We start from the raw sequence: 18,541 nt of genomic DNA on the forward strand, positions 1-18,541 counted from the left end.
CGCCTTGAACGTGTAGTCGGCCGCCAGCTTCACGGCATGGCGTTTCTGCTTGCGGTCGGTGTGAGGGTTGATGCCCCTAGCCAAGAGTGCGCGGGCTTCGTCGCGCAAGGTACGCGCTTCACGCAGGCCGATCTCGGGGTAGTTGCCCAGGGAGATGCGCTTTTGCTTGCCGAGCCAGTAGTAGCGCAGGTGCCACGATTTGCCGCCGGTAGGGGCGACCACCAGGCCGAGGCCATCGGTATCGGGGAGGCTGTAGGTTTTGTCAGCGGCCTTGGCTTGCCGCACAGTCAGATCAGAGAGTGCCATCATCGAAGCTCCTAAGTCTTGGACTTAGGCCCGATGCTGCTGGTCATCCCGATCCAACCCCAGCAACAAACCGGAACCGGCACCGCCCGCATTCTTTGGCCTTGTTTTTGGCCTCAAAAACGCTGGCTGTCGGTGGATTCCAGTGGCTTTTGCTGGAATGAAAAAAGGAGCCGAAGCTCCTCTTTTCAATGACTTACAGACGTCAGTGGAAGTCTGTAGATCATAAATTGGAGCGGGAAAAGAGTCTCGAACTCTCGACCTCAACCTTGGCAAGGTTGCGCTCTACCAACTGAGCTATTCCCGCGTTTCAAGCCTTCAATTATAGGGCATTTTTCGGAGGTCCCGCAAGACCGCCACTCAATGCTTGATCGAACCTTCGGCGGGCTGCGGTGCGCGCTGCTTCGCCTGCTCGGCCATGGCCGCCGCAGAGGCCGCGACCTCCTCGTCGGACAACGGCGTGGGCTGCTTCTCCAGTGCAATCTCGAGCACCTTGTCGATCCACTTCACCGGCACGATCTCGAGGCCGTTCTTCACGTTTTCGGGAATGTCCTGCAGGTCCTTGGCGTTCTCTTCCGGAATCAGCACGGTCTTGATGCCGCCGCGCAGGGCAGCCAGCAGCTTCTCCTTCAGCCCGCCGATCGCCGTGACTTCGCCGCGCAGCGTGATCTCGCCAGTCATCGCGACATCGGCACGCACCGGAATCCCGGTGAGCGCGGACACGAACGCGGTCGTCATCGCGGCGCCTGCGCTGGGGCCGTCCTTGGGCGTGGCGCCATCCGGCACATGGATGTGGATGTCGCGCTTCTCGAACACCTCGTCCTTGATGCCGAGCCGCCGCGCCCGGCTGCGCACCACGGTGCGTGCGGCCTCGACCGACTCCTTCATCACGTCGCCGAGCGAACCGGTACGGCTGATCACGCCCTTGCCGGGCATCGTCACCGCCTCGATCGTGAGCAGGTCGCCGCCCACCTCGGTCCACGCGAGGCCGACCACCTGGCCCACCTGGTTCTGCTTCTCGGCCAGGCCGAAGGTGTACTTGCGCACGCCGAGAAAGTCGTTGAGGTTCTTTCCCTCGACCACCACCTTGGGCGTCATCTTCTTGAGCAGCAGGCCCTTGACGGTCTTGCGGCAGATCTTGGAAAGCTCGCGCTCGAGCGAACGCACGCCCGCCTCGCGGGTGTAGTAGCGCACGATGTCACGCACCGCCTCTTCGGTGATCAGGAGCTCGTCGTCCTTCACGCCGTTGTTCTTCATCTGCTTGGGCAGCAGATACTTGAGCGCAATGTGCGTCTTCTCGTCCTCGGTGTAGCCGGCCAGGCGGATCACTTCCATCCGGTCCAGCAGCGCCGGAGGGATGTTCATCGAGTTCGATGTGGCGACGAACATGACGTCGGAAAGGTCGAAGTCGACCTCGACGTAGTGGTCGCCGAAGGTGTGGTTCTGCTCGGGATCCAGCACTTCGAGTAGCGCGCTGGACGGATCGCCTCGGAAGTCGGTGCCCAGCTTGTCGATCTCGTCGAGCAGGAACAGCGGATTGCGCGTGCCCACCTTGTTCAGGCTCTGCAGCACCTTGCCCGGCAGTGCGCCGATGTAGGTGCGGCGGTGCCCGCGAATCTCGGCCTCGTCGCGCATGCCGCCCAGGGCCATGCGGGTGTACTTGCGGCCGGTCGCCTTGGCGATCGACTGGCCCAGCGAGGTCTTGCCCACCCCGGGCGGGCCGACGAGGCACAGGATGGGCGCCTTCACCTTGTCGACGCGTTGCTGCACCGCAAGATATTCGAGGATGCGGTCCTTGACCTTTTCCAGGCCGTAGTGGTCCTCGTTAAGCACCTCTTCGGCGTGCGCGAGGTCGTGCTTGATCTTGGTCTTCTTGCTCCAGGGCAGGCCGATCAGCACGTCGATGTAGTTACGCACCACCGTGGCCTCGGCGGACATCGGCGACATCAGTTTCAGTTTCTTGAGCTCGCCCTCGGCCTTCTTGAGCGCTTCCTTGGGCATCTTGGCGAGCTTGATCTTCTTCTCGATCTCCTCGATGTCCGCGCCCTCTTCGCCTTCGCCCAGTTCCTTCTGGATGGCCTTGACCTGTTCGTTCAGGTAGAAGTCACGCTGGTTCTTCTCCATCTGGCGCTTGACGCGGCCGCGGATCTTCTTGTCGACGTTGAGGATGTCGACCTCGCGCTCGAGCTGGCCGTACAGGTTCTCCAGGCGCGACTTGATGTCGTCCAGGTCGAGCACCGCCTGCTTGTTGTCGAGCTTGAGCGGCAGGTGGGCGGCAATGGTGTCGGCCAGGCGTCCCGGGTCGTCGATGCTCGAGATCGAGGTCAGGATCTCGGGCGGGATCTTCTTGTTGAGCTTGACGTACTGGTCGAACTGCTGCATCACCGCGCGGCGCAGCGCCTCGACCTCTGTGCCTTTTTGTGCCGCCGCCTCCGGCGCTTCCACAGGCGTCACATTGGCTGAGAAGTGAGTCTCTCCGTCGTCTATGCGGTTGACGCGCGCACGCTGCTGGCCTTCAACGAGCACCTTCACGGTGCCGTCGGGCAGCTTCAGCATCTGCAGGATGGTGGAGATGCAGCCCACTTCGAACATGTCCTCGACCGAGGGCTCGTCCTTGGCGGCAGCTTTCTGGGCCACCAGCATGATCCGGCGCTCCGCTTCCATTGCGAGCTCCAGCGCCTTGATGCTCTTGGGCCGGCCGACGAACAGCGGAATCACCATGTGGGGGAAGACGACCACGTCACGCAGCGGCAGCAGCGGCAGGTCGATCTCGGTGGCAGGCAGGGGGGTATGACCGGACATGGAAATCCTTTGGTTGATCATGGAAAGATGGTCGGCCGCGCGCGCTTTTCAAGCCCGCGGGCACGGCAATCGCCGAAGACGCCGGTCGCCGGTACGGGAGGGGCCGGCCTGAAAGTCACTCAGTCAGGCCTTCTTGGCCGCCTCGCGATACACCAGGAGCGGTGGCTTGTTTTCGTCGATTGTGGATTCTTCGACCACGACCTTGTCGACATTGGTGGCATTCGGCAGCTCGAACATGGTGTCGATCAGCGACTGCTCCAGGATCGAGCGCAGCCCCCGGGCACCGGTCTTGCGGGCCAGCGCCTTGCGTGCGATCGCCTTGAGGGCCGTCGGACGGATCTCCAGGTCGACGCCTTCCATCTGCAGCAGCTTGGTGAATTGCTTGACCACCGCGTTCTTCGGCTCGGTCAGGATCTGCACCAGCGCGTCCTCGCTGAGCTCGGCAAGCGAGGCAACGACCGGCATGCGGCCGACGAGCTCCGGAATCAGGCCGAACTTGATCAGGTCCTCGGGCTCCACCTCGCGGAACACTTCGGTCAGGCTGCGCTGCTGCTTGCTCTTGACCGAGGCGCCGAAGCCGATGCCGGAAGCCTCGGTGCGGTTCTCGATCACCTTCTCGAGCCCCGCGAAGGCGCCGCCGCAGATGAACAGGATGTTGGTCGTGTCGATCTGCAGGAAATCCTGATTGGGGTGCTTGCGCCCGCCTTGCGGCGGCACGCTGGCCATCGTGCCTTCGATCAGCTTGAGCAGCGCCTGCTGCACGCCCTCCCCCGAAACGTCGCGGGTGATCGAGGGGTTGTCGGACTTGCGGGAGATCTTGTCGATCTCGTCGATGTAGACGATGCCGCGCTGGGCGCGCTCTACCTCGTAGTTGCAGCTCTGCAGCAACTTCTGGATGATGTTCTCGACGTCCTCGCCCACATAGCCGGCCTCGGTCAGCGTGGTGGCGTCGGCCATCACGAAGGGCACGTCGAGCATGCGCGCGAGGGTCTGGGCCAGCAGGGTCTTGCCCGAGCCGGTGGGGCCGATCAGCAGGATGTTGCTCTTGCTGAGTTCGACGTCGTCACCCTTGGCCTTGTCCTTGTGGCGCAGTCGCTTGTAGTGGTTATAGACCGCCACGGAGAGCATGCGCTTGGCAGGCTCCTGGCCGATCACGTAATTGTCGAGGTTGGCCTTGATTTCCAGCGGCGTCGGCAGGTCGCTGCGCGCTTCCCGCGATTCCTCGCCCGCAGGCAGTTCGTCGCGGATGATCTCGTTGCAGAGATCGATGCACTCGTCGCAGATGAAAACCGATGGACCGGCGATCAGCTTCTTGACCTCGTGCTGGCTCTTCCCGCAGAACGAGCAATAGAGCGTTTTTTCGCTGGAAGAGCCTTTTTTCTCGGCCATGGACAGATGCCTCGTAACGGGGGTTTAACAATGATAGCGAAGAAGGAAGACCCTCGGCCCATCCCCGATCCGAACAAAAACGGCGTTTTCCGTGCGGAAAACGCCGTTTGTCGCCGGGGCGCCGCAGCGCTGTACGCGTCAGCTGCGCTTGGCGATCACCTGGTCGACCAGCCCGTAGTCCTTGGCTTCGTCGGCCGTCAGGAAGTAGTCGCGCTCGGTGTCGCGGGCGATCTTGTCCAGGGGCTGCCCGGTGCGCTCGGCCAGGATGCGGTTCATCTGCTCGCGGGTCTTCAGGATGTCGCGGGCGTGGATCTCGATGTCCGTGGCCTGGCCGCGGGCGCCGCCCAGCACCTGGTGGATCATGATCTTGGAGTTGGGCAGCGAGAAGCGCTTGCCCTTCTCGCCCGCCGCCAGCAGGAAGGCACCCATGCTGGCCGCGAAGCCCACGCACAGGGTCGACACAGCCGGCTTGATGAACTGCATGGTGTCGTAGATCGCCATGCCGGCACTCACGCTACCGCCGGGCGAATTGATGTAGAACGAAATGTCCTTGTCCGGGTTCTCGCTCTCCAGGAACAGCAGCTGCGCCACCACCAGGTTGGCGGTCTGGTCGTTGACCTCGCCCACCAGGAAGATCACCCGCTCCTTGAGCAGCCGCGAATAGATGTCGTAGGAACGCTCGCCGCGGCCCGATTGCTCGATGACCATCGGGATCATGCCGAGGCCTTGAATTTCCTGTGCGCTCATGTGTGCTCTCCAGAGAGGTTTGTACTGTACCCAGACGACATGGGGCCCATGCCTCGAAAGCACAAGCCCCCGGCAATGCCGGCTGCGGTCAGCCCTGCTGGGCCATCAGTTCGTCGAAGGACACCGACTTGGCGTTGACCTTGGCCTTGCCCAGCACGAAATCGGTCACGTTGTTCTCGATCACCACCGCCTCGACCTCGGCGAGGCGACGGTTGTCGCTGAAGTACCACCGCACCACGTCGGCCGGCTTCTCGTAGCTGGCGGCCAGCTCGTCGATGTGGGCCTTGATCTGCTCCGGCTTGGCTTGCAGGTTGTTGGCGCGCACCAGCTCGGCGACCACGAGGCCCAGGCGTACGCGGCGCTCGGCCTGCGGGCGGAACACGTCGTCGGGGATCGGCGCCTTGTCGGCATCCTTGATGCCGCGCTGCTTGAGCTCGGCGCGGGCGCCTTCGACCATGCGGTCGACTTCGGCCTGCACGCTGGACTTGGGCAGGTCCAGCTCGGCGTTGGCGATCAGCGCGTCCATCACCGCGGTCTTGTTGCGCGCCAGCAGGCGGAACTTGACCTCGCGCTCGAGATTCCGCTTGATGTCGGCGCGCAGGCCCTCGACCGTGGCCTCGGCGATGCCAAGCGACTTGGCCAATTGCTCGTTGACTTCGGGCAGGTGCGAGGCCTCGATCTTCTTCACCGTCACCATGAAGTCCGCCTGCTTGCCCGCCACGTCCTTGCCGTGATAGTCCGCCGGGAAGGACAGGGGGAAGGTGCGGCTGTCGCCCGCCTTCAAGCCACGCACGGCATCTTCGAATTCCTTGAGCATCTGGCCTTCGCCGACGATGAACTGGAAGTCGTCCGCCTTGCCGCCCTGGAAGGTCTCGCCCTCGATCTTGCCCTCGAAGTCGACCGTCACGCGGTCGCCGTCCTGCACCGTGGCGTCCTGCGCGCGCTGGGCAAAGGTGCGGCGCTGCTTGCGCAGGATCTCGAGCGTCTTGTCGATCGCATCGTCGCCCACCTCGGCGCTGAGCTTCTCGACCTCGGCGTTGGACAGGTCGTTGATCTTGACATCGGGGAAGACCTCGAAGACCGCGTCGAATGCCAGTTGACCCTCGGGCGCCTCTTCTTTCTCGGTGATGCGCGGCTGGCCCGCCACGCGCAGCTTGGCCTCGTTGGCGGCCTGCGAGAAAGCCTCGCCGACCTTGTCGTTCATGACCTCGTAGTGCACCGAATAGCCGTAGCGCTGGGCCACCACCGTCATCGGCACCTTGCCGGGACGGAAGCCGTCCATCTTGACGGTGCGGGCGAGCTTCTTGAGGCGTGAATCGACCTCGGACTGGATGGTGCCGACGGGCAAGGTCAGCGTGATCTTGCGCTCGAGCTTGTCGAGGGTTTCAACGTTCACGGTCATTAGTGTCTTCCTTGAGAGGGTCTTGTTCTGGTGCGCGGGGCCGGACTCGAACCGGCACGTTCTTGCGAACGTCAGGACCTAAACCTGGTGCGTCTACCAATTTCGCCACCCGCGCGGTTCCAGTTTTTCAGGTGATGAATACGGAAGGCGGCCCGGGGGCCGCCTGCGCATTCGAGAAGCAGCCGGCCGGAAAAGCCGACCGCCTGAAATCGGTCAACCGCGTATTTTAAGCGCGAACCAGGGCCTCTTCGGCCTCCTTTGCCGGGTTGTGCTCATCGCGCCGGACGCGGAACCAGGCGGCGTACATCGCCGGCAGGGCCAGCAGCGTCAGGACGGTGGCGACGATGAGGCCGCCCATGATCGAGATCGCCATCGGCCCCCAGAACACGCTGCGCGACAGCGGGATCATCGCCAGCACCGCCGCCGCCGCGGTCAGCACGATCGGCCGCAGCCGGCGCACCGCAGATTCGACGATCGCGTCCCACGTCGGCACACCGGCAGCGCGGTCATGCTCGATCTGGTCGATCAGGATCACCGCGTTGCGCTGGATCATCCCCATCAGCGCGATCACGCCCAGCAGGGCCACGAAGCCGAAGGGCCGGTTCGACACCAGCAGCGCGCCGGCCACGCCGGCAATGCCGAGCGGCCCGGTCAGGAAGACCAGCATCGAGCGGCTGAAGCTGTGCAACTGCAGCATCAGCAGCGTGAAGACCAGGAACAGCATGATCGGCACGCCGGCCACGATCGAGGACGAGCCCTTGCTGCTCTCCTCCACCGCGCCCGCCACCTCGATGCGGTAGGCGCCCTGCCCTTCGGCATGCCACTTCGCCTCCAGCTTGCGCAGCGCCGGCAGCAGTTGCTCGGTGACGGTGGCGCCCTGCAGTCCCTCGACGATGTCGCCCTGCACGGTGATCGCATAGTCGCGGTTCTCGCGCCACATCACGCCCGGCTCCCAGCCGAACACCGGGCGGGCGATCTGCGTCAGCGGAATCGAGCGGCCCGAGCTGGTCGGCAGGTAGGCGTTTCCGATGTCCGAGATCGCCTCGCGCTCGTCGGGCTGCTGGCGCAGCACGATGTCGATCAGCAGGTCGTTCTCGCGGTACTGGCCGATGTTGGTGCCGCTGAACATGGTGCGCGACGCCTGTGCGATGGCCTGGCTGGTGACCCCGAGGGCCCGCGCCTTGTCCTGGTCCACCTCGAGGCGTATCACCTTGACTGATTCGTTCCAGTTGTCGTTCACCCCGCGCATGTTGGCGTTGTCGCGCATGATCGCCTTGACCTCGTCGGCATGCATGCGCAGCTGCTGCGGCTCGGCGCCGATCACGCGGAACTGCACCGGATAGGCCACCGGCGGCCCGTTGGGCAGCAGCTTCACCCGTCCACGGACCTCGGGGAACTCCTGGGCCAGCAGCCCCGGCAGCTTGAGCCGCAGCGACTCGCGGTACTTGAGGTCCTGGGCCAGAAGGATCAGCTGCGAGACGTTCGTCTGCGGGAACACCTGGTCCAGCGGCAGGTAGAAGCGCGGCACGCCGGAGCCGACCCAGGTGCTGACGGTGGTGATGCCCTGCTCCTTCAGCAGGCGCTGCTCGACCCGCTTCGTCACCTCCTCGTTGGCCGCGAACGAGGTGCCCTCGGGGAACCACAGCTCGACCATGATCTCGGGCCGGCTGGAATCGGGGAAGAACTGCTGCTGCACCTTGCCCATGCCGACGATGCCGAGGGCGAAGGTCAGCAGCGTCGCGCCAATGGTCAGCCAGCGGTGCTCGACGCACCAGTTCACCGTGCGCCGGAAGGTGTTGTAGAAGGGCGAGTCGAACAGCTCGTGCGGCGGCTCCTCCGGGTCGTGCGGCTTCACCTTGAGCAGCAGGGTGCCGAGGTAGGGCACGAAGTACACCGACACCAGCCAGCTCAGCACCAGCGCGATCACCGTCACCGCGAAGATCGCGAAGGTGTACTCGCCGGTCACCGACTTCGCAATGCCGATCGGCAGGAAACCCGCGGCCGTGATCAGCGTGCCGGTCAGCATCGGCTTGGCAGTGACGTCGTAGGCGAAGGTGGCGGCGCGCACCTTGTCGTAACCTTCCTCCATCTTGCGCACCATCATCTCGACCGCGATGATCGCGTCGTCCACCAGCAGGCCGAGCGCGATGATCAGCGAGCCCAGCGAGATCTTGTGCAGCCCGATGCCGAAGTAGTTCATCGCCAGGAAGGTCACGGCCAGCACCAGCGGGATGGTGATCGCCACCACCAGCCCCGGGCGGATGTCGATGTAGTACCCGAAGCGCCCGCCCTTGTGCAGCCCGAGCGCGATGAAGCTCACCGCCAGCACGATCGCGACCGCCTCGATCAGCACGCGCACGAACTCGTTGACCGAGGTCGAGACCGCCACAGGCTGGTCCTGCACCTGCGCCAGCTTTACGCCCGCGGGCAGGCGCTTGTCGATGTCGGCGGTGGCCGCGCGCAGCGACTTGCCCAGCTCGATGATGTCGCCGCCCTTGGCCATGGAGATGCCCAGCGCGATCACCTCCTTGCCCTGGTGGCGCACCTTCACCTGCGGCGGATCGACGTAGTCGCGCCGGATCTCCGCGATGTCGCCCAGCCGGATCTGGCTGCCCGAGCTTCCGCGGATCGGCATCGCGCGCAGCTGCTCCACGTTCGTGAACTGGCCGGCCACCCGCACCTGCAGCACGTCCTGCGGCGCCTGGATCGTGCCGGCGCTCTCGACGGCGTTCTGCTGCCCCAGCTGCGACAGCACCGCGTTGAAATCCAGCCCCAATTGCGCGAGGCGCTTCTGCGAGACCTCGACGAAGACCTTCTCGTCCTGCACGCCGAACTGCTCCACCTTGGCCACGTCCTTCACGCGCAGCAGCTGCTGGCGCACGTCGTCTGCGAAGGTCTTGAGCTCGGCATAGCTGAAGCCGTCGCTCTCGAGCGCATAGATCACGCCGTAGACATCGCCGAACTCGTCGTTGAAGAAGGGCCCCTGGATGCCGGCAGGCAGCGTGCCCCGGATGTCGCCGATCTTCTTGCGCACCGTGTACCAGACGTTGGCGACATCGCCGGGTTTCGACGAGTCCTTGATCTGGAAGATGATCTGCGACTCGCCGGGCTTGGAGTAGCTGCGGATCTTGTCGGCGTACGGCGCCTCCTGCAGCGTGCGCTCGAGCTTGTCGGTCACCTGCTCGGCCACCTGCTGCGCCGTGGCACCCGGCCAGTAGGTACGCACCACCATCGCGCGAAAGGTGAAGGGCGGGTCCTCGTCCTGGCCCAGCTGGAAGTAGGCCGCAAAGCCCAGCAACATCAGCACCAGCATCAGGTAGCGGGTGAGCGCCGGATGGTCCAGCGCCCATTTCGAGAGATTGAACCCGGACTTGCCGGCACCGGAAACGGTGGTCTCGGACGTCATCGAAACGTCCTCAGCGGGTGGAGGAAACCGGGGTGACGTGCCCGGGCGCGTTGACAGCTTCCTGCGTGCCCGCGGCAGGCTCTGCCGTCTTCTCGCGATAGATCGACACCTTCTGTCCCGGCGACAGCACGTGTACGCCGGCCACCACCACCAGCGTTCCCGGCGCGAGACCGCTGCCGATCACCGCCTCGTTGCCGTCCGCGGTCGTCACCTTCACCGGCTGCGAGCGTACCGTCATGCTCGGCTTGTCGAGGACCCAGACCGCGCTCCCCTTGCCTTCCTGGCGCAGGGCGCTGGTCGGCAGCTTCAGCACCGGCGTGCCGCTGCGCGACAGCGCCTGCGGCCTTGCATAGACGGTAGCGCCCAGGGCCGGCGCCGTGGCGGCGTCGATGGCGACCTTGACGGTGTAGGTGCGCGTCACCGCATCGGCGCTGGCCGCCACCTCGCGCACCTTCCCCTGCAGTTCCTGGCCGCCGGACCAGCCGCGCACGGCCACCGCCGACCCTGGCGTGACGAGCGCGGCACGGTCTTCCGGCACCGAGAACACCACGTCGCGCGCGCCGTCCTGCGCGATCCGCACGACGGGAGCGCCGGCGGTCACCACCTGCCCCGGCTCCGCCTCGATCGCCGTGATGATGCCCGGCACGTCGGCCACCAGCGTCGTGTACTGCGCCTGGTTGCCTTGCGAGGCCATCTGCGCCTGCGCCTGCTCGAGCTGGGCCTGCGCCGCCTTGTAGGTGCTCTCGCGCCGCTCCAGCTCGGCGGCGCTGATGAAGTTCTGCTCGCGCAGCCCGCGGTAGCGCTTGAGATCGGCCTGCGCCAGGTCGCGGTTGGTGAGCGCGGCAGCGTGCTGGGCCCGCGCCGCCTCGGCCGCGAGGCGGTAGTCCTGCGGATCGAGTTGCGCCAGCACCTGGCCGGCCTTCACCTGCTGGCCGAGCTCGGCCTGGCGACGGGTGATCTTCCCCGCCACGCGGAAACCCAGCCGCGATTCGACCCGGGCGCGCACCTCGGCGGAGAACTCGGGCTCGGTGTCGTAGGCGCTGGTGCCCACCGCCATCACCTTGACCGCGCGCACCGGCTCTTCGACCGGCTGGGGACGGGAACAGCCCGCGAGTGCCAGGGCAGCGACAAGCAGGAGGCCTGCGCGACGGGCGATGGGGGAAGCGGATGACGCGGTCATGAGAACACCCTTGGCAGAAGATCGAGGGTCATTAATGACCAGCCGGTTAGTAATCTAGGGTAAACGAGAACCGCTGTCAACGACAATCCGGCGCGTGCCTTCCACCCCCTACCCCGCCGTCGCGACGGCGCCCGCCCACTACGAGAACTTCCCGGTCGCGTCCTGGCTGTGCCCGCCGCGTTTGCGACCGCCCATCGCGGCAATCTACGCCTTCGCCCGCACGGCCGACGACATCGCCGACGAGGGCGAGGCCGATGCCGCCCGGCGCCTCGAGGACCTGCGAGCCTATCGCGCCGAGCTCGCCGCCGCGGCCCGCGGCACGGCGCCTTCTGCGCGCTGGCCCGAGGTCTTCGGCCCGCTGGCGCATGCCATGCGCGACTTCGCACTGCCCGAGTCGCTGCTGGCCGACCTGCTCTCGGCCTTCATGCAGGACATCGAGAAGACCCGGGACCAGGCCGGCTATGCCGATCGCACCGAGCTGCTCGACTACTGCCGCCGCTCGGCCAACCCGATCGGGCGGCTGCTGCTGCATCTCTACGGCGTGGACGATGCGCTCGCATTGGCCCGCAGCGATGCGATCTGCAGCGCCCTGCAGCTGATCAACTTCTGGCAGGACCTGAGCGTCGACCTGCCGCGCGGCCGCCTCTACCTGCCCGCGGCCGACCTCGCGTCGCAGGGCCTTGCGGCCGAAAGCCTGCGCGGCTTCAGGCCGCTGGCCCCGGCCGCGCCACCGGCGCCCGCGCTCGCGCTGGTCGCGACACAGGTGGCCTGGGCCCGCGAGCTGATGAACGAAGGCGCGCCGCTGGTGCATCGTCTGCACGGCCGCGCCGGCTGGGAGCTGCGCTTCGTGGTGCAGGGGGGCTTGCGCATCCTCGACAGGATCGAGGCGATGGGCTTCGACGCGTGGTCGCGGCGCCCCACTATCGGCAAGACCGATGCACCGCTTCTTGCCTGGCGCGTCTTGCGGATGCGGAGACAATCCCCCGCGATGACGAGTTTTCCACGATGACGCCCGAGCAGTACGTCCAGGACAAGGCGGCCGCTTCGGGCAGCAGCTTCTACTACGCCTTCCTGTTTCTTCCCAAGCCGCGGCGCGCCGCCATCACCGCCTTCTATGCCTTCTGCCGCGAGGTCGACGACGTGGTCGACGAGGTCAGCGACCCCGCAATCGCGGCCACCAAGCTGGCCTGGTGGCGCAAGGAGGTCGCACAGGCTTTCGACGGCAACCCGCAGCATCCGGTGATGCAGGCGCTGATGCAGCATGCCAGCGCCTACGGCATCGAGGCGCGCCAGCTGCACGAGGTGATCGACGGCTGCCAGATGGACCTGGACCAGACCCGCTATCTCGACTTCGCAGCGCTGAAGCGCTACTGCCACCTCGTGGCGGGGGTGGTGGGCGAAGGCGCAGCGCGCATCTTCGGCCAGACCGATGCGCAGACCACGGCCTATGCGCACAAGCTCGGCCTGGCACTGCAGCTCACCAACATCATCCGCGACGTCGGCGAGGACGCGCTGCGCGGGCGCATCTACCTGCCCGTCAACGAGCTGCAGCAGTTCGACGTCAAGGCCCACGAGGTGCTCAATCGCGTGCATTCGGAGCGCTTCGTGGCGCTCATGAAGTTCCAGGCGCAACGCGCCCATGCGGCGTACGACGAGGCGCTCGCCCTCCTTCCAGCGGCCGACCGGCGCGCCCAGAAGCCGGGCCTGATGATGGCGAGCATCTACCGCACCCTGCTGCGCGAGATCGAGCGCGACGACTTCCGCGTGCTGGACCAGCGCGTCAGCCTTACGCCGCTGCGCAAGTTCTGGCTTGCCTGGCGCGTGCAGGCTCTTGGCAGGTTGTGAAGAAGCGCGTTGCCGTGATCGGCGCCGGCTGGGCCGGCCTGGCCTGTGCCATCGAGGCCACGCGCGCCGGACACGCTGTGACCGTGTTCGAAACTGCGCGCACGCTCGGCGGCCGCGCACGCGCCCTGCCTGCGCTGCTTCCCAACGGCGAGCCGGTGACGCTCGACAACGGCCAGCACATCCTGATCGGCGCGTACAGCGCGACACTCGGATTGATGCGAGAGCTCGGCATCGACCCCGAGGCCGTGCTGCAGCGCGTGCCGCTCACGCTGCGCTTCGCCGACGGAGCCGGCCTCGCCGTGCCCGCGGGCTGGCCGCCGCCGCTGGACCTGCTGGCGGGCATCCTCGGCGCGCGCGGCTGGTCCTGGCGCGACAAGGCAAAGCTGGTCCGCGGCGCGCTCGCCTGGCGCGCGAGCCGCTTCCTCTGCGATCCACAGACCTCAGTGGACCAGCTGTGCGCTGGCCTGACACCGCGCGTGCGGCGCGAGCTGGTCGAGCCGCTGTGCATCTCGGCACTCAACACGCCCCTCGAGCGCGCCAGCGGCCAGGTCTTCCTGCGCGTGCTGCACGATGCCCTCTTCACCGAACGCGGCGGCGCCGACCTGCTCCTGCCTCGCGTCGACCTGGGCGCACTGCTGCCCGATGCGGCGGCGCACTGGCTGGCGCAGCACGGCACGCGGCTGCACACCGGCACGCGCGTGCAAGCCATCGGCCGCGACACCACGGGCTGGCAGGTCGACGGCGAGCGCTTCGACCGCGTGGTGCTCGCCTGCCCGCCCTGGGAGGCCGCGCGCCTTGCAGAATTCGCCGGCCTGCTCGAGGCCGCCGGCTGGTCGCGGTCGGCCCAGGCGCTGGAGCACGAAGCCATCGCCACCGTCTACGTCACCGGCGGCGCGGCGCTCCCCGCGCCGCTGCTCGCGCTGCGGGCGTCCCCCGGCGCGCCCGCCCAGTTCGTCTTCGACCGTGGCCAGCTCGGCGGCCCGCAGGGCCTGCTGGCCTTCGTCGTCAGCGCCAGCGGCGAGGAACGCGACGCGTTGCAGCAGCAGGTGCTGGCACAGGCCCGCGCGCAACTCGGGCTCGCCGATCTGCAACCGCTGCTGACGGTGGTCGAGAAGCGGGCCACCTTCGCCTGCACGCCTGGGCTGGAGCGCCCGCCCGCATACATCGCGCCGGGCCTCGTGGCTTGCGGCGACTATGTCGAGGGCCCCTACCCGGCGACGATCGAGGGCGCGGTGCGAAGCGGCAAGGCCGCCGGCAGCCTGGCGCCTACCAGCCCCAGAGCAGCCGCCGCGCCACCCAGCCCGTCGTGCCGCGCGCCAGGCGCACCTTGACCCATTCGCCGCGACGCTGCAACGTGCGCAGCACCTCGCCGTAGCGCGCCTTGCCGACGATGCGGCCTCGCGTGCTCGGCGTGCTGCGCAGGTTCGCCACGCTCGCGGTCACGATGTGATGGGGCGTTCGCTTGGTCCTGGAGCTCAGCACCCAGGCCCGGTCGTTCTCGAAGTCACGCACCCGCAGCCATGCGCCCCTGCGGGCCAGGACTTCGAGGGGATAGCCGCGGCTCACGACCCACGCCGTTTCGTAGCGGCTGCCGGGGCCGCTGCGAAGGTTCACCTCGTCGCGTACGGCGCTGACCATCTGGCGGGCCTGCGCCGCGAGCGGCAAGGCGAACGACAGCAGCACGAGGATGGCGAGAAGAAATGCAGGCAGGCGGCGGGCGTCGAACATCCGTTGGAATCCTTTTCAGTGGGTGTGAAGATGAAGAGAAGAAGGCCGCTTCGCGCGACCAGCCCTTCAGGGCGCCTCCGCCCGCAGAAGTTCCGCGGGATGCCTAGGGAAATCCTCAGGGCCTGCCCAAAGCCCGGCACAGCGCATGCAGGTCGGGCACGATCAGCTGCGGCCGCGCGTCGTGCTCCCAGGGCCGTTCCTCGCGCACCAGCCAGGCCGCCTGCATGCCGGCGCCGAGGGCGCCCACCACATCCAACGCCGCATCGTCGCCGACATGCAGGACGCTTTCGGGGAGCAGCCCGACCGAAGCGGCAGCGGCACGGAAGATCGCCGGGTGCGGCTTGCCGCTGCCGAACTCGCGGGCACTGAAGGCGGCGCGAAACCAGCGCCCCACCCCGGCCAGGTGGATATCGGCGTTGCCGTTGGAGACTGCGACGAGCGGGTAGCGCTCGCTGAGCCATTCGAGCGCGGGCAAGGCGTCGTCGTAGAGCGTCACGCGCTGGCGCTCGGCGAAGAAGACCTCGAAGGCCGGATCGGCCAGCGCCGGGTCCTCGTGCGCGCGCTTGAGTGCAGTGCGGATGGATTCGCGGCGCAGCGCGCTCAGGTCGTGCGCCAGGTCGGAACGCTCCTTCTCGGTGGCCTCGCGCAGCTCGCGCAGCACGCCGGGCGTGATGAGCAGGTTCGCGGTCTTCGGCGCCTCGCGCAGCAGCCATTCGTGGAGGGCGCGCTCGGCACGCTCGATGGTCGGCCAGATGGGCCAGAGCGTCTCGTCGAGATCGAGGGAGATCGCTGCAATGCGCTTCACGTCGAGCGCCAGGGGATCGGAGGTCGCAAGGGCCATGGCCGAGAATAGCGCATGCCCTTTCGCCCCGAAGCTCCTGCCGCCACAGACCAGGAGCGCACCGCCGTCCTCTGGTGCAACCTCGGCTCGCCCGACGAACCCACCGCGCAAGCGGTGCGACCCTACCTGGCCGACTTCCTCGGCGACCCGCGCGTGGTCGAGATTCCGAAGGCGCTCTGGGCGCCGATCCTGTACGGCATCATCCTGCGCACGCGGCCGGCCAAGTCGGCTGCCAAGTACGCGGGCATCTGGATGCCCGAAGGCGCGCCGCTGAAGGTCTGGACGCAGAAGCAGGCCCGGCTCCTGGCCGGCTGGCTGGGCGAGCGCGGCCACCGCGTGACGGTGCGCGAGGCCATGCGCTACGGCCAGCCTTCGATCTCCTCGCAGCTCGACGCGCTGGTGGCCGAGGGCGCGGCGCGGGTGCTGGTGCTGCAGGCCTACCCCCAGTACTCGGGCACCACCACCGCCAGCGTGATCGATGCGGTCAATGCCTGGAGCGCTCGCATGCGCCGCGTGCCGGAGTTCCGCTTCGTCAACGACTACCACGACGAGCCGCTCTACATCGAGGCGCTGGCGCGCAGCGTCGAGGACCACTGGAAGCACCATGGCCGGCCCGACCGGCTGCTGATGAGCTTTCACGGCATTCCGGAACGCAACATTCGCCTCGGCGATCCTTACCAGGCGCAATGCCTGACGACGGCGCGCCTCCTGGTCGAACGCCTGGGACTTGCGGACTCGCAGTACCGCGTCACCTTCCAGTCACGCTTCGGCCGCGCAAAATGGCTGGAGCCCTACACCGAGCCCACGCTGCGCGAGCTGGGCGCGTCAGGCGTCGCGCGCGTCGACGTGCTGTGCCCGGGCTTCCCGGCCGACTGCCTGGAGACGCTGGAAGAGATCGCGATGGAAGGACGCGACGCCTTCCTGCAATCGGGCGGCAAGGAGTTCCACTACATCCCCTGCCTCAACGACCGAGGCGACTGGATCACGGCGCTGGCGGCGATCGCCGAGCGCCACTTGAGCGGCTGGCCCACCCGGGCTAGAGATCAAGAATCAGGAACGCCTCAGAACCTGCCCAGGTAGTCCATCTTTCCCAACGGCACGCCGCTGTGCCGCAGCACGTCGTAGGCGGTGGTCACGTGGAAGAAGAAGTTGGGCAGTGCGAACTGCAGCAGATAGCGCTGCGCGGTGAAGTTCAGTTCGTTGCCGCGCGCCTTCATCGTGACGGGGCGGTCTTCGAAGCCGTCGACCAAGGCGCGGTCCACGCTCTGCAGGTAGTCGACCGTCTTCGCGACCCGCGCCTGCAATTCCGGATAGGTGGTCTCGGTGTCGGGAAAGCTCGGCGCCGTGAGCCCGGCGATCCGCGCGGTGCCCAGCTTGGAAGCGTCGCTCGCGCTCTGGATCTGGCCCGCCAGCGTGAACATGTCGGGCGCGAGCCGCGCATTGACCAGCACCGTGGGGTCGATGCCCGAGGCCTGCGCATGCGCGAGCCCCTTGTCCAGCAGATGGGAAAGCTGGCCGAGTCCGCGGACGAAGACCGGGACCGAGATGTCGTAGAACGAGAGCGCCATCGATGACTCCGAGTTGATTCGGGGTCGATTGTGGCGAGCTTGCGTACTAGGCGCCGGCGGCGCGCACAAAGGCCTCGATCGGGTCCAGATGGGCGGGCACGTTCAGCGCCGGCGCATGACCGCAGCCCGGCACCTCGATGATCTGCAGGCGGCCTGCCGCCCCGGGGCCGCGGCGCCGCATCTCGGCCAGCGTTTCGGGCAGTACCAGGTCGGAGTCCACGCCGCGCAGGCACAACAGCGGCACCTCGATCGCGTCGTAGTGCGGCCACAGCACATAGTCCTCCGGATGCACGACGAACTGCCGCACCATGGCCGGGTCGTAGTGCGGCGTCACCCGGCCGTCGGGCAGGCGCCGCGTCGACGTCTCGGTGAGGCGCCGCCACTGCGCATCGCTGAGCCAGCCGTAGGGCTTGTAGACCGTGCGGAAGAAGGCCTCGAGCTCGGTCACCGTGTCGAAGGCCGGCGGCTGGCCCGCATAGGAGCGGATGCGCTCGACCGCCGCGTCCGCTATCTGCGGCGCGTTGTCGTTGAGCACCAGGCTGGCGATGCGCGCCTTCATGCGCGGCTCGACCAGGCCGCCCGCGCAGACCAGGCCGATGGCGCCGCCCATCGAGGTACCGACCCAATGCACCCGCTCGAGCGCCAGCGCATCGCAGAGGCCGGCCGCGAGGCGCGCGTAGAAGGCCAGCTGGTACTCGTCGTCGGGCAGCGGGCTCCACTGGCTCAACCCGCGGCCGAGGGTGTCGGGGCAGATCACGCGAAAGCCGCGCCCGGCGAAATGCACGGCCAGCTCGTCCATGTCGCGGCAGGTGCGCGCCAGTCCATGCCAGGCGACAACCACCGGATCACCCTGCCCGCCCCAGTCCATCCAGTGGATCTCTCGGCCGGCGATCTGCAGGTAGTTGGATGTCGGTGCGTTCATCGCTGGGCCCTCGCGCGAAGCCGGCCGACGATGCCGGTCGGGAAGTAATAGACAGAGAGCACGAAGAGCACGCCCAGCCAGAGCAGCCAGCGGTCCGGCGACAGCAGCGCCGCCAGCCAGGAGACGCCGCTCACCGCTTCGCTGCCGAGTCGCAGCAGGTCCTGCAGGTAGCTCTGCGCCACCACGAAGAGCGCGGCGCCGATGGCCGCGCCGTACATCGTGCCCATGCCGCCGATCACCACGATCAGCAGCACGTCGATCATGATCTCGAAGGACAGCGAGGTATCGGGCCCGTTGTAGCGCAGCCAGATCGCCAGCATCGCGCCGGCCAGCGTCGCGAACAACGCCGACAGCACCGAGGCGGTGGTGCGGTAGACCACCACCCGGTAGCCGATGGCCTCGGCGCGG

16 protein-coding genes and 2 tRNA genes are annotated in these 18,541 nt (G+C 67.1%); 4 read left to right on the top strand and 14 right to left on the bottom strand.

Annotation, left to right across the window (positions count from 1 at the left end; all coding sequences use genetic code 11):
• The 9 genes from APY03_RS44245 to APY03_RS21170 form a co-directional block, all read right to left on the bottom strand.
• A partial coding sequence (locus tag APY03_RS44245; RefSeq protein ID WP_232324360.1) for an Arm DNA-binding domain-containing protein occupies positions 1 to 306 on the bottom strand: 306 nt, incomplete at its 3' end.
• Positions 307 to 534: 228 nt separating this feature from the next.
• Positions 535 to 610: transfer RNA gene (locus APY03_RS21135), tRNA-Gly, on the bottom strand.
• A gap of 53 nt (positions 611 to 663) precedes the next feature.
• Positions 664 to 3,105 carry an endopeptidase La gene (lon, locus tag APY03_RS21140; protein WP_068679891.1) on the bottom strand — a complete coding sequence of 814 codons (2,442 nt, stop codon included), beginning with the start codon at positions 3,103 to 3,105 and terminating at the stop codon, positions 664 to 666.
• A gap of 123 nt (positions 3,106 to 3,228) precedes the next feature.
• Complete coding sequence (gene clpX, locus APY03_RS21145) at positions 3,229 to 4,494, bottom strand: ATP-dependent Clp protease ATP-binding subunit ClpX (RefSeq protein WP_068679691.1); 1,266 nt, start codon at positions 4,492 to 4,494, stop codon at positions 3,229 to 3,231.
• 138 nt (positions 4,495 to 4,632) lie between these two features.
• Positions 4,633 to 5,241 carry an ATP-dependent Clp endopeptidase proteolytic subunit ClpP gene (gene clpP, locus APY03_RS21150; RefSeq protein ID WP_068679693.1) on the bottom strand — a complete coding sequence of 203 codons (609 nt, stop codon included), beginning with the start codon at positions 5,239 to 5,241 and terminating at the stop codon, positions 4,633 to 4,635.
• Between the two features lie 88 nt (positions 5,242 to 5,329).
• Entirely contained in the window at positions 5,330 to 6,643 is a 1,314-nt protein-coding gene (gene tig / locus APY03_RS21155) for a trigger factor (protein WP_068679695.1), read from the bottom strand.
• Between the two features lie 28 nt (positions 6,644 to 6,671).
• Positions 6,672 to 6,758 (bottom strand) — tRNA-Leu (locus APY03_RS21160).
• A gap of 111 nt (positions 6,759 to 6,869) precedes the next feature.
• The gene (locus tag APY03_RS21165; protein WP_068679697.1) at positions 6,870 to 10,049 is read right to left on the bottom strand and encodes an efflux RND transporter permease subunit; all 3,180 of its coding nucleotides are present in this window, start codon (positions 10,047 to 10,049) and stop codon (positions 6,870 to 6,872) included.
• Positions 10,050 to 10,059: 10 nt separating this feature from the next.
• Positions 10,060 to 11,229, bottom strand: coding sequence for an efflux RND transporter periplasmic adaptor subunit (locus tag APY03_RS21170; protein WP_068679699.1), 1,170 nt, complete (start codon positions 11,227 to 11,229; stop codon positions 10,060 to 10,062).
• Between the two features lie 94 nt (positions 11,230 to 11,323).
• Between APY03_RS21170 and hpnC the strand changes: the two genes are divergently transcribed.
• From hpnC to hpnE, 3 genes are read left to right on the top strand one after another with little or no spacing between them, the layout of a single operon-like run.
• Complete coding sequence (gene hpnC / locus APY03_RS21175; RefSeq protein WP_102905822.1) at positions 11,324 to 12,238, top strand: squalene synthase HpnC; 915 nt, start codon at positions 11,324 to 11,326, stop codon at positions 12,236 to 12,238.
• Positions 12,235 to 13,074, top strand: a complete 840-nt coding sequence (gene hpnD, locus APY03_RS21180) for a presqualene diphosphate synthase HpnD (protein ID WP_068679704.1) — start codon at positions 12,235 to 12,237, stop codon at positions 13,072 to 13,074. The genes hpnC and hpnD overlap by 4 nt, the downstream gene beginning before the upstream one ends.
• Positions 13,071 to 14,405, top strand: a complete 1,335-nt coding sequence (gene hpnE / locus APY03_RS21185; RefSeq protein WP_232081083.1) for a hydroxysqualene dehydroxylase HpnE — start codon at positions 13,071 to 13,073, stop codon at positions 14,403 to 14,405. The genes hpnD and hpnE overlap by 4 nt, the downstream gene beginning before the upstream one ends.
• Here the strand turns inward: hpnE and APY03_RS21190 are convergent.
• Together APY03_RS21190 and APY03_RS21195 are read right to left on the bottom strand one after the other, a co-directional pair.
• Entirely contained in the window at positions 14,341 to 14,802 is a 462-nt protein-coding gene (locus APY03_RS21190) for an SH3 domain-containing protein (protein ID WP_068679706.1), read from the bottom strand. The genes hpnE and APY03_RS21190 overlap by 65 nt on opposite strands.
• A gap of 115 nt (positions 14,803 to 14,917) precedes the next feature.
• Positions 14,918 to 15,643 carry an HAD family hydrolase gene (locus tag APY03_RS21195; protein WP_068679708.1) on the bottom strand — a complete coding sequence of 242 codons (726 nt, stop codon included), beginning with the start codon at positions 15,641 to 15,643 and terminating at the stop codon, positions 14,918 to 14,920.
• A gap of 15 nt (positions 15,644 to 15,658) precedes the next feature.
• Between APY03_RS21195 and hemH the strand changes: the two genes are divergently transcribed.
• Positions 15,659 to 16,723 carry a ferrochelatase gene (hemH, locus tag APY03_RS21200; protein ID WP_068679710.1) on the top strand — a complete coding sequence of 355 codons (1,065 nt, stop codon included), beginning with the start codon at positions 15,659 to 15,661 and terminating at the stop codon, positions 16,721 to 16,723.
• Here hemH and APY03_RS21205 read toward each other — a convergent pair.
• The 3 genes from APY03_RS21205 to APY03_RS44250 all read right to left on the bottom strand — a co-directional run.
• A complete protein-coding gene (locus tag APY03_RS21205) occupies positions 16,705 to 17,211 on the bottom strand; it encodes a DUF1993 domain-containing protein (protein WP_068679712.1) in 507 nt (168 codons plus the stop codon). The genes hemH and APY03_RS21205 overlap by 19 nt on opposite strands.
• A gap of 46 nt (positions 17,212 to 17,257) precedes the next feature.
• Positions 17,258 to 18,133, bottom strand: a complete 876-nt coding sequence (locus APY03_RS21210; protein WP_068679714.1) for an alpha/beta fold hydrolase — start codon at positions 18,131 to 18,133, stop codon at positions 17,258 to 17,260.
• Positions 18,130 to 18,541: ABC transporter permease subunit (locus tag APY03_RS44250; protein WP_443082838.1), on the bottom strand; the 412-nt coding region annotated here is incomplete at its 5' end. The genes APY03_RS44250 and APY03_RS21210, both read right to left, overlap by 4 nt.

The organism is Variovorax sp. WDL1, assembly GCF_001541225.1.
GTDB lineage: Bacteria > Pseudomonadota > Gammaproteobacteria > Burkholderiales > Burkholderiaceae_C > Variovorax.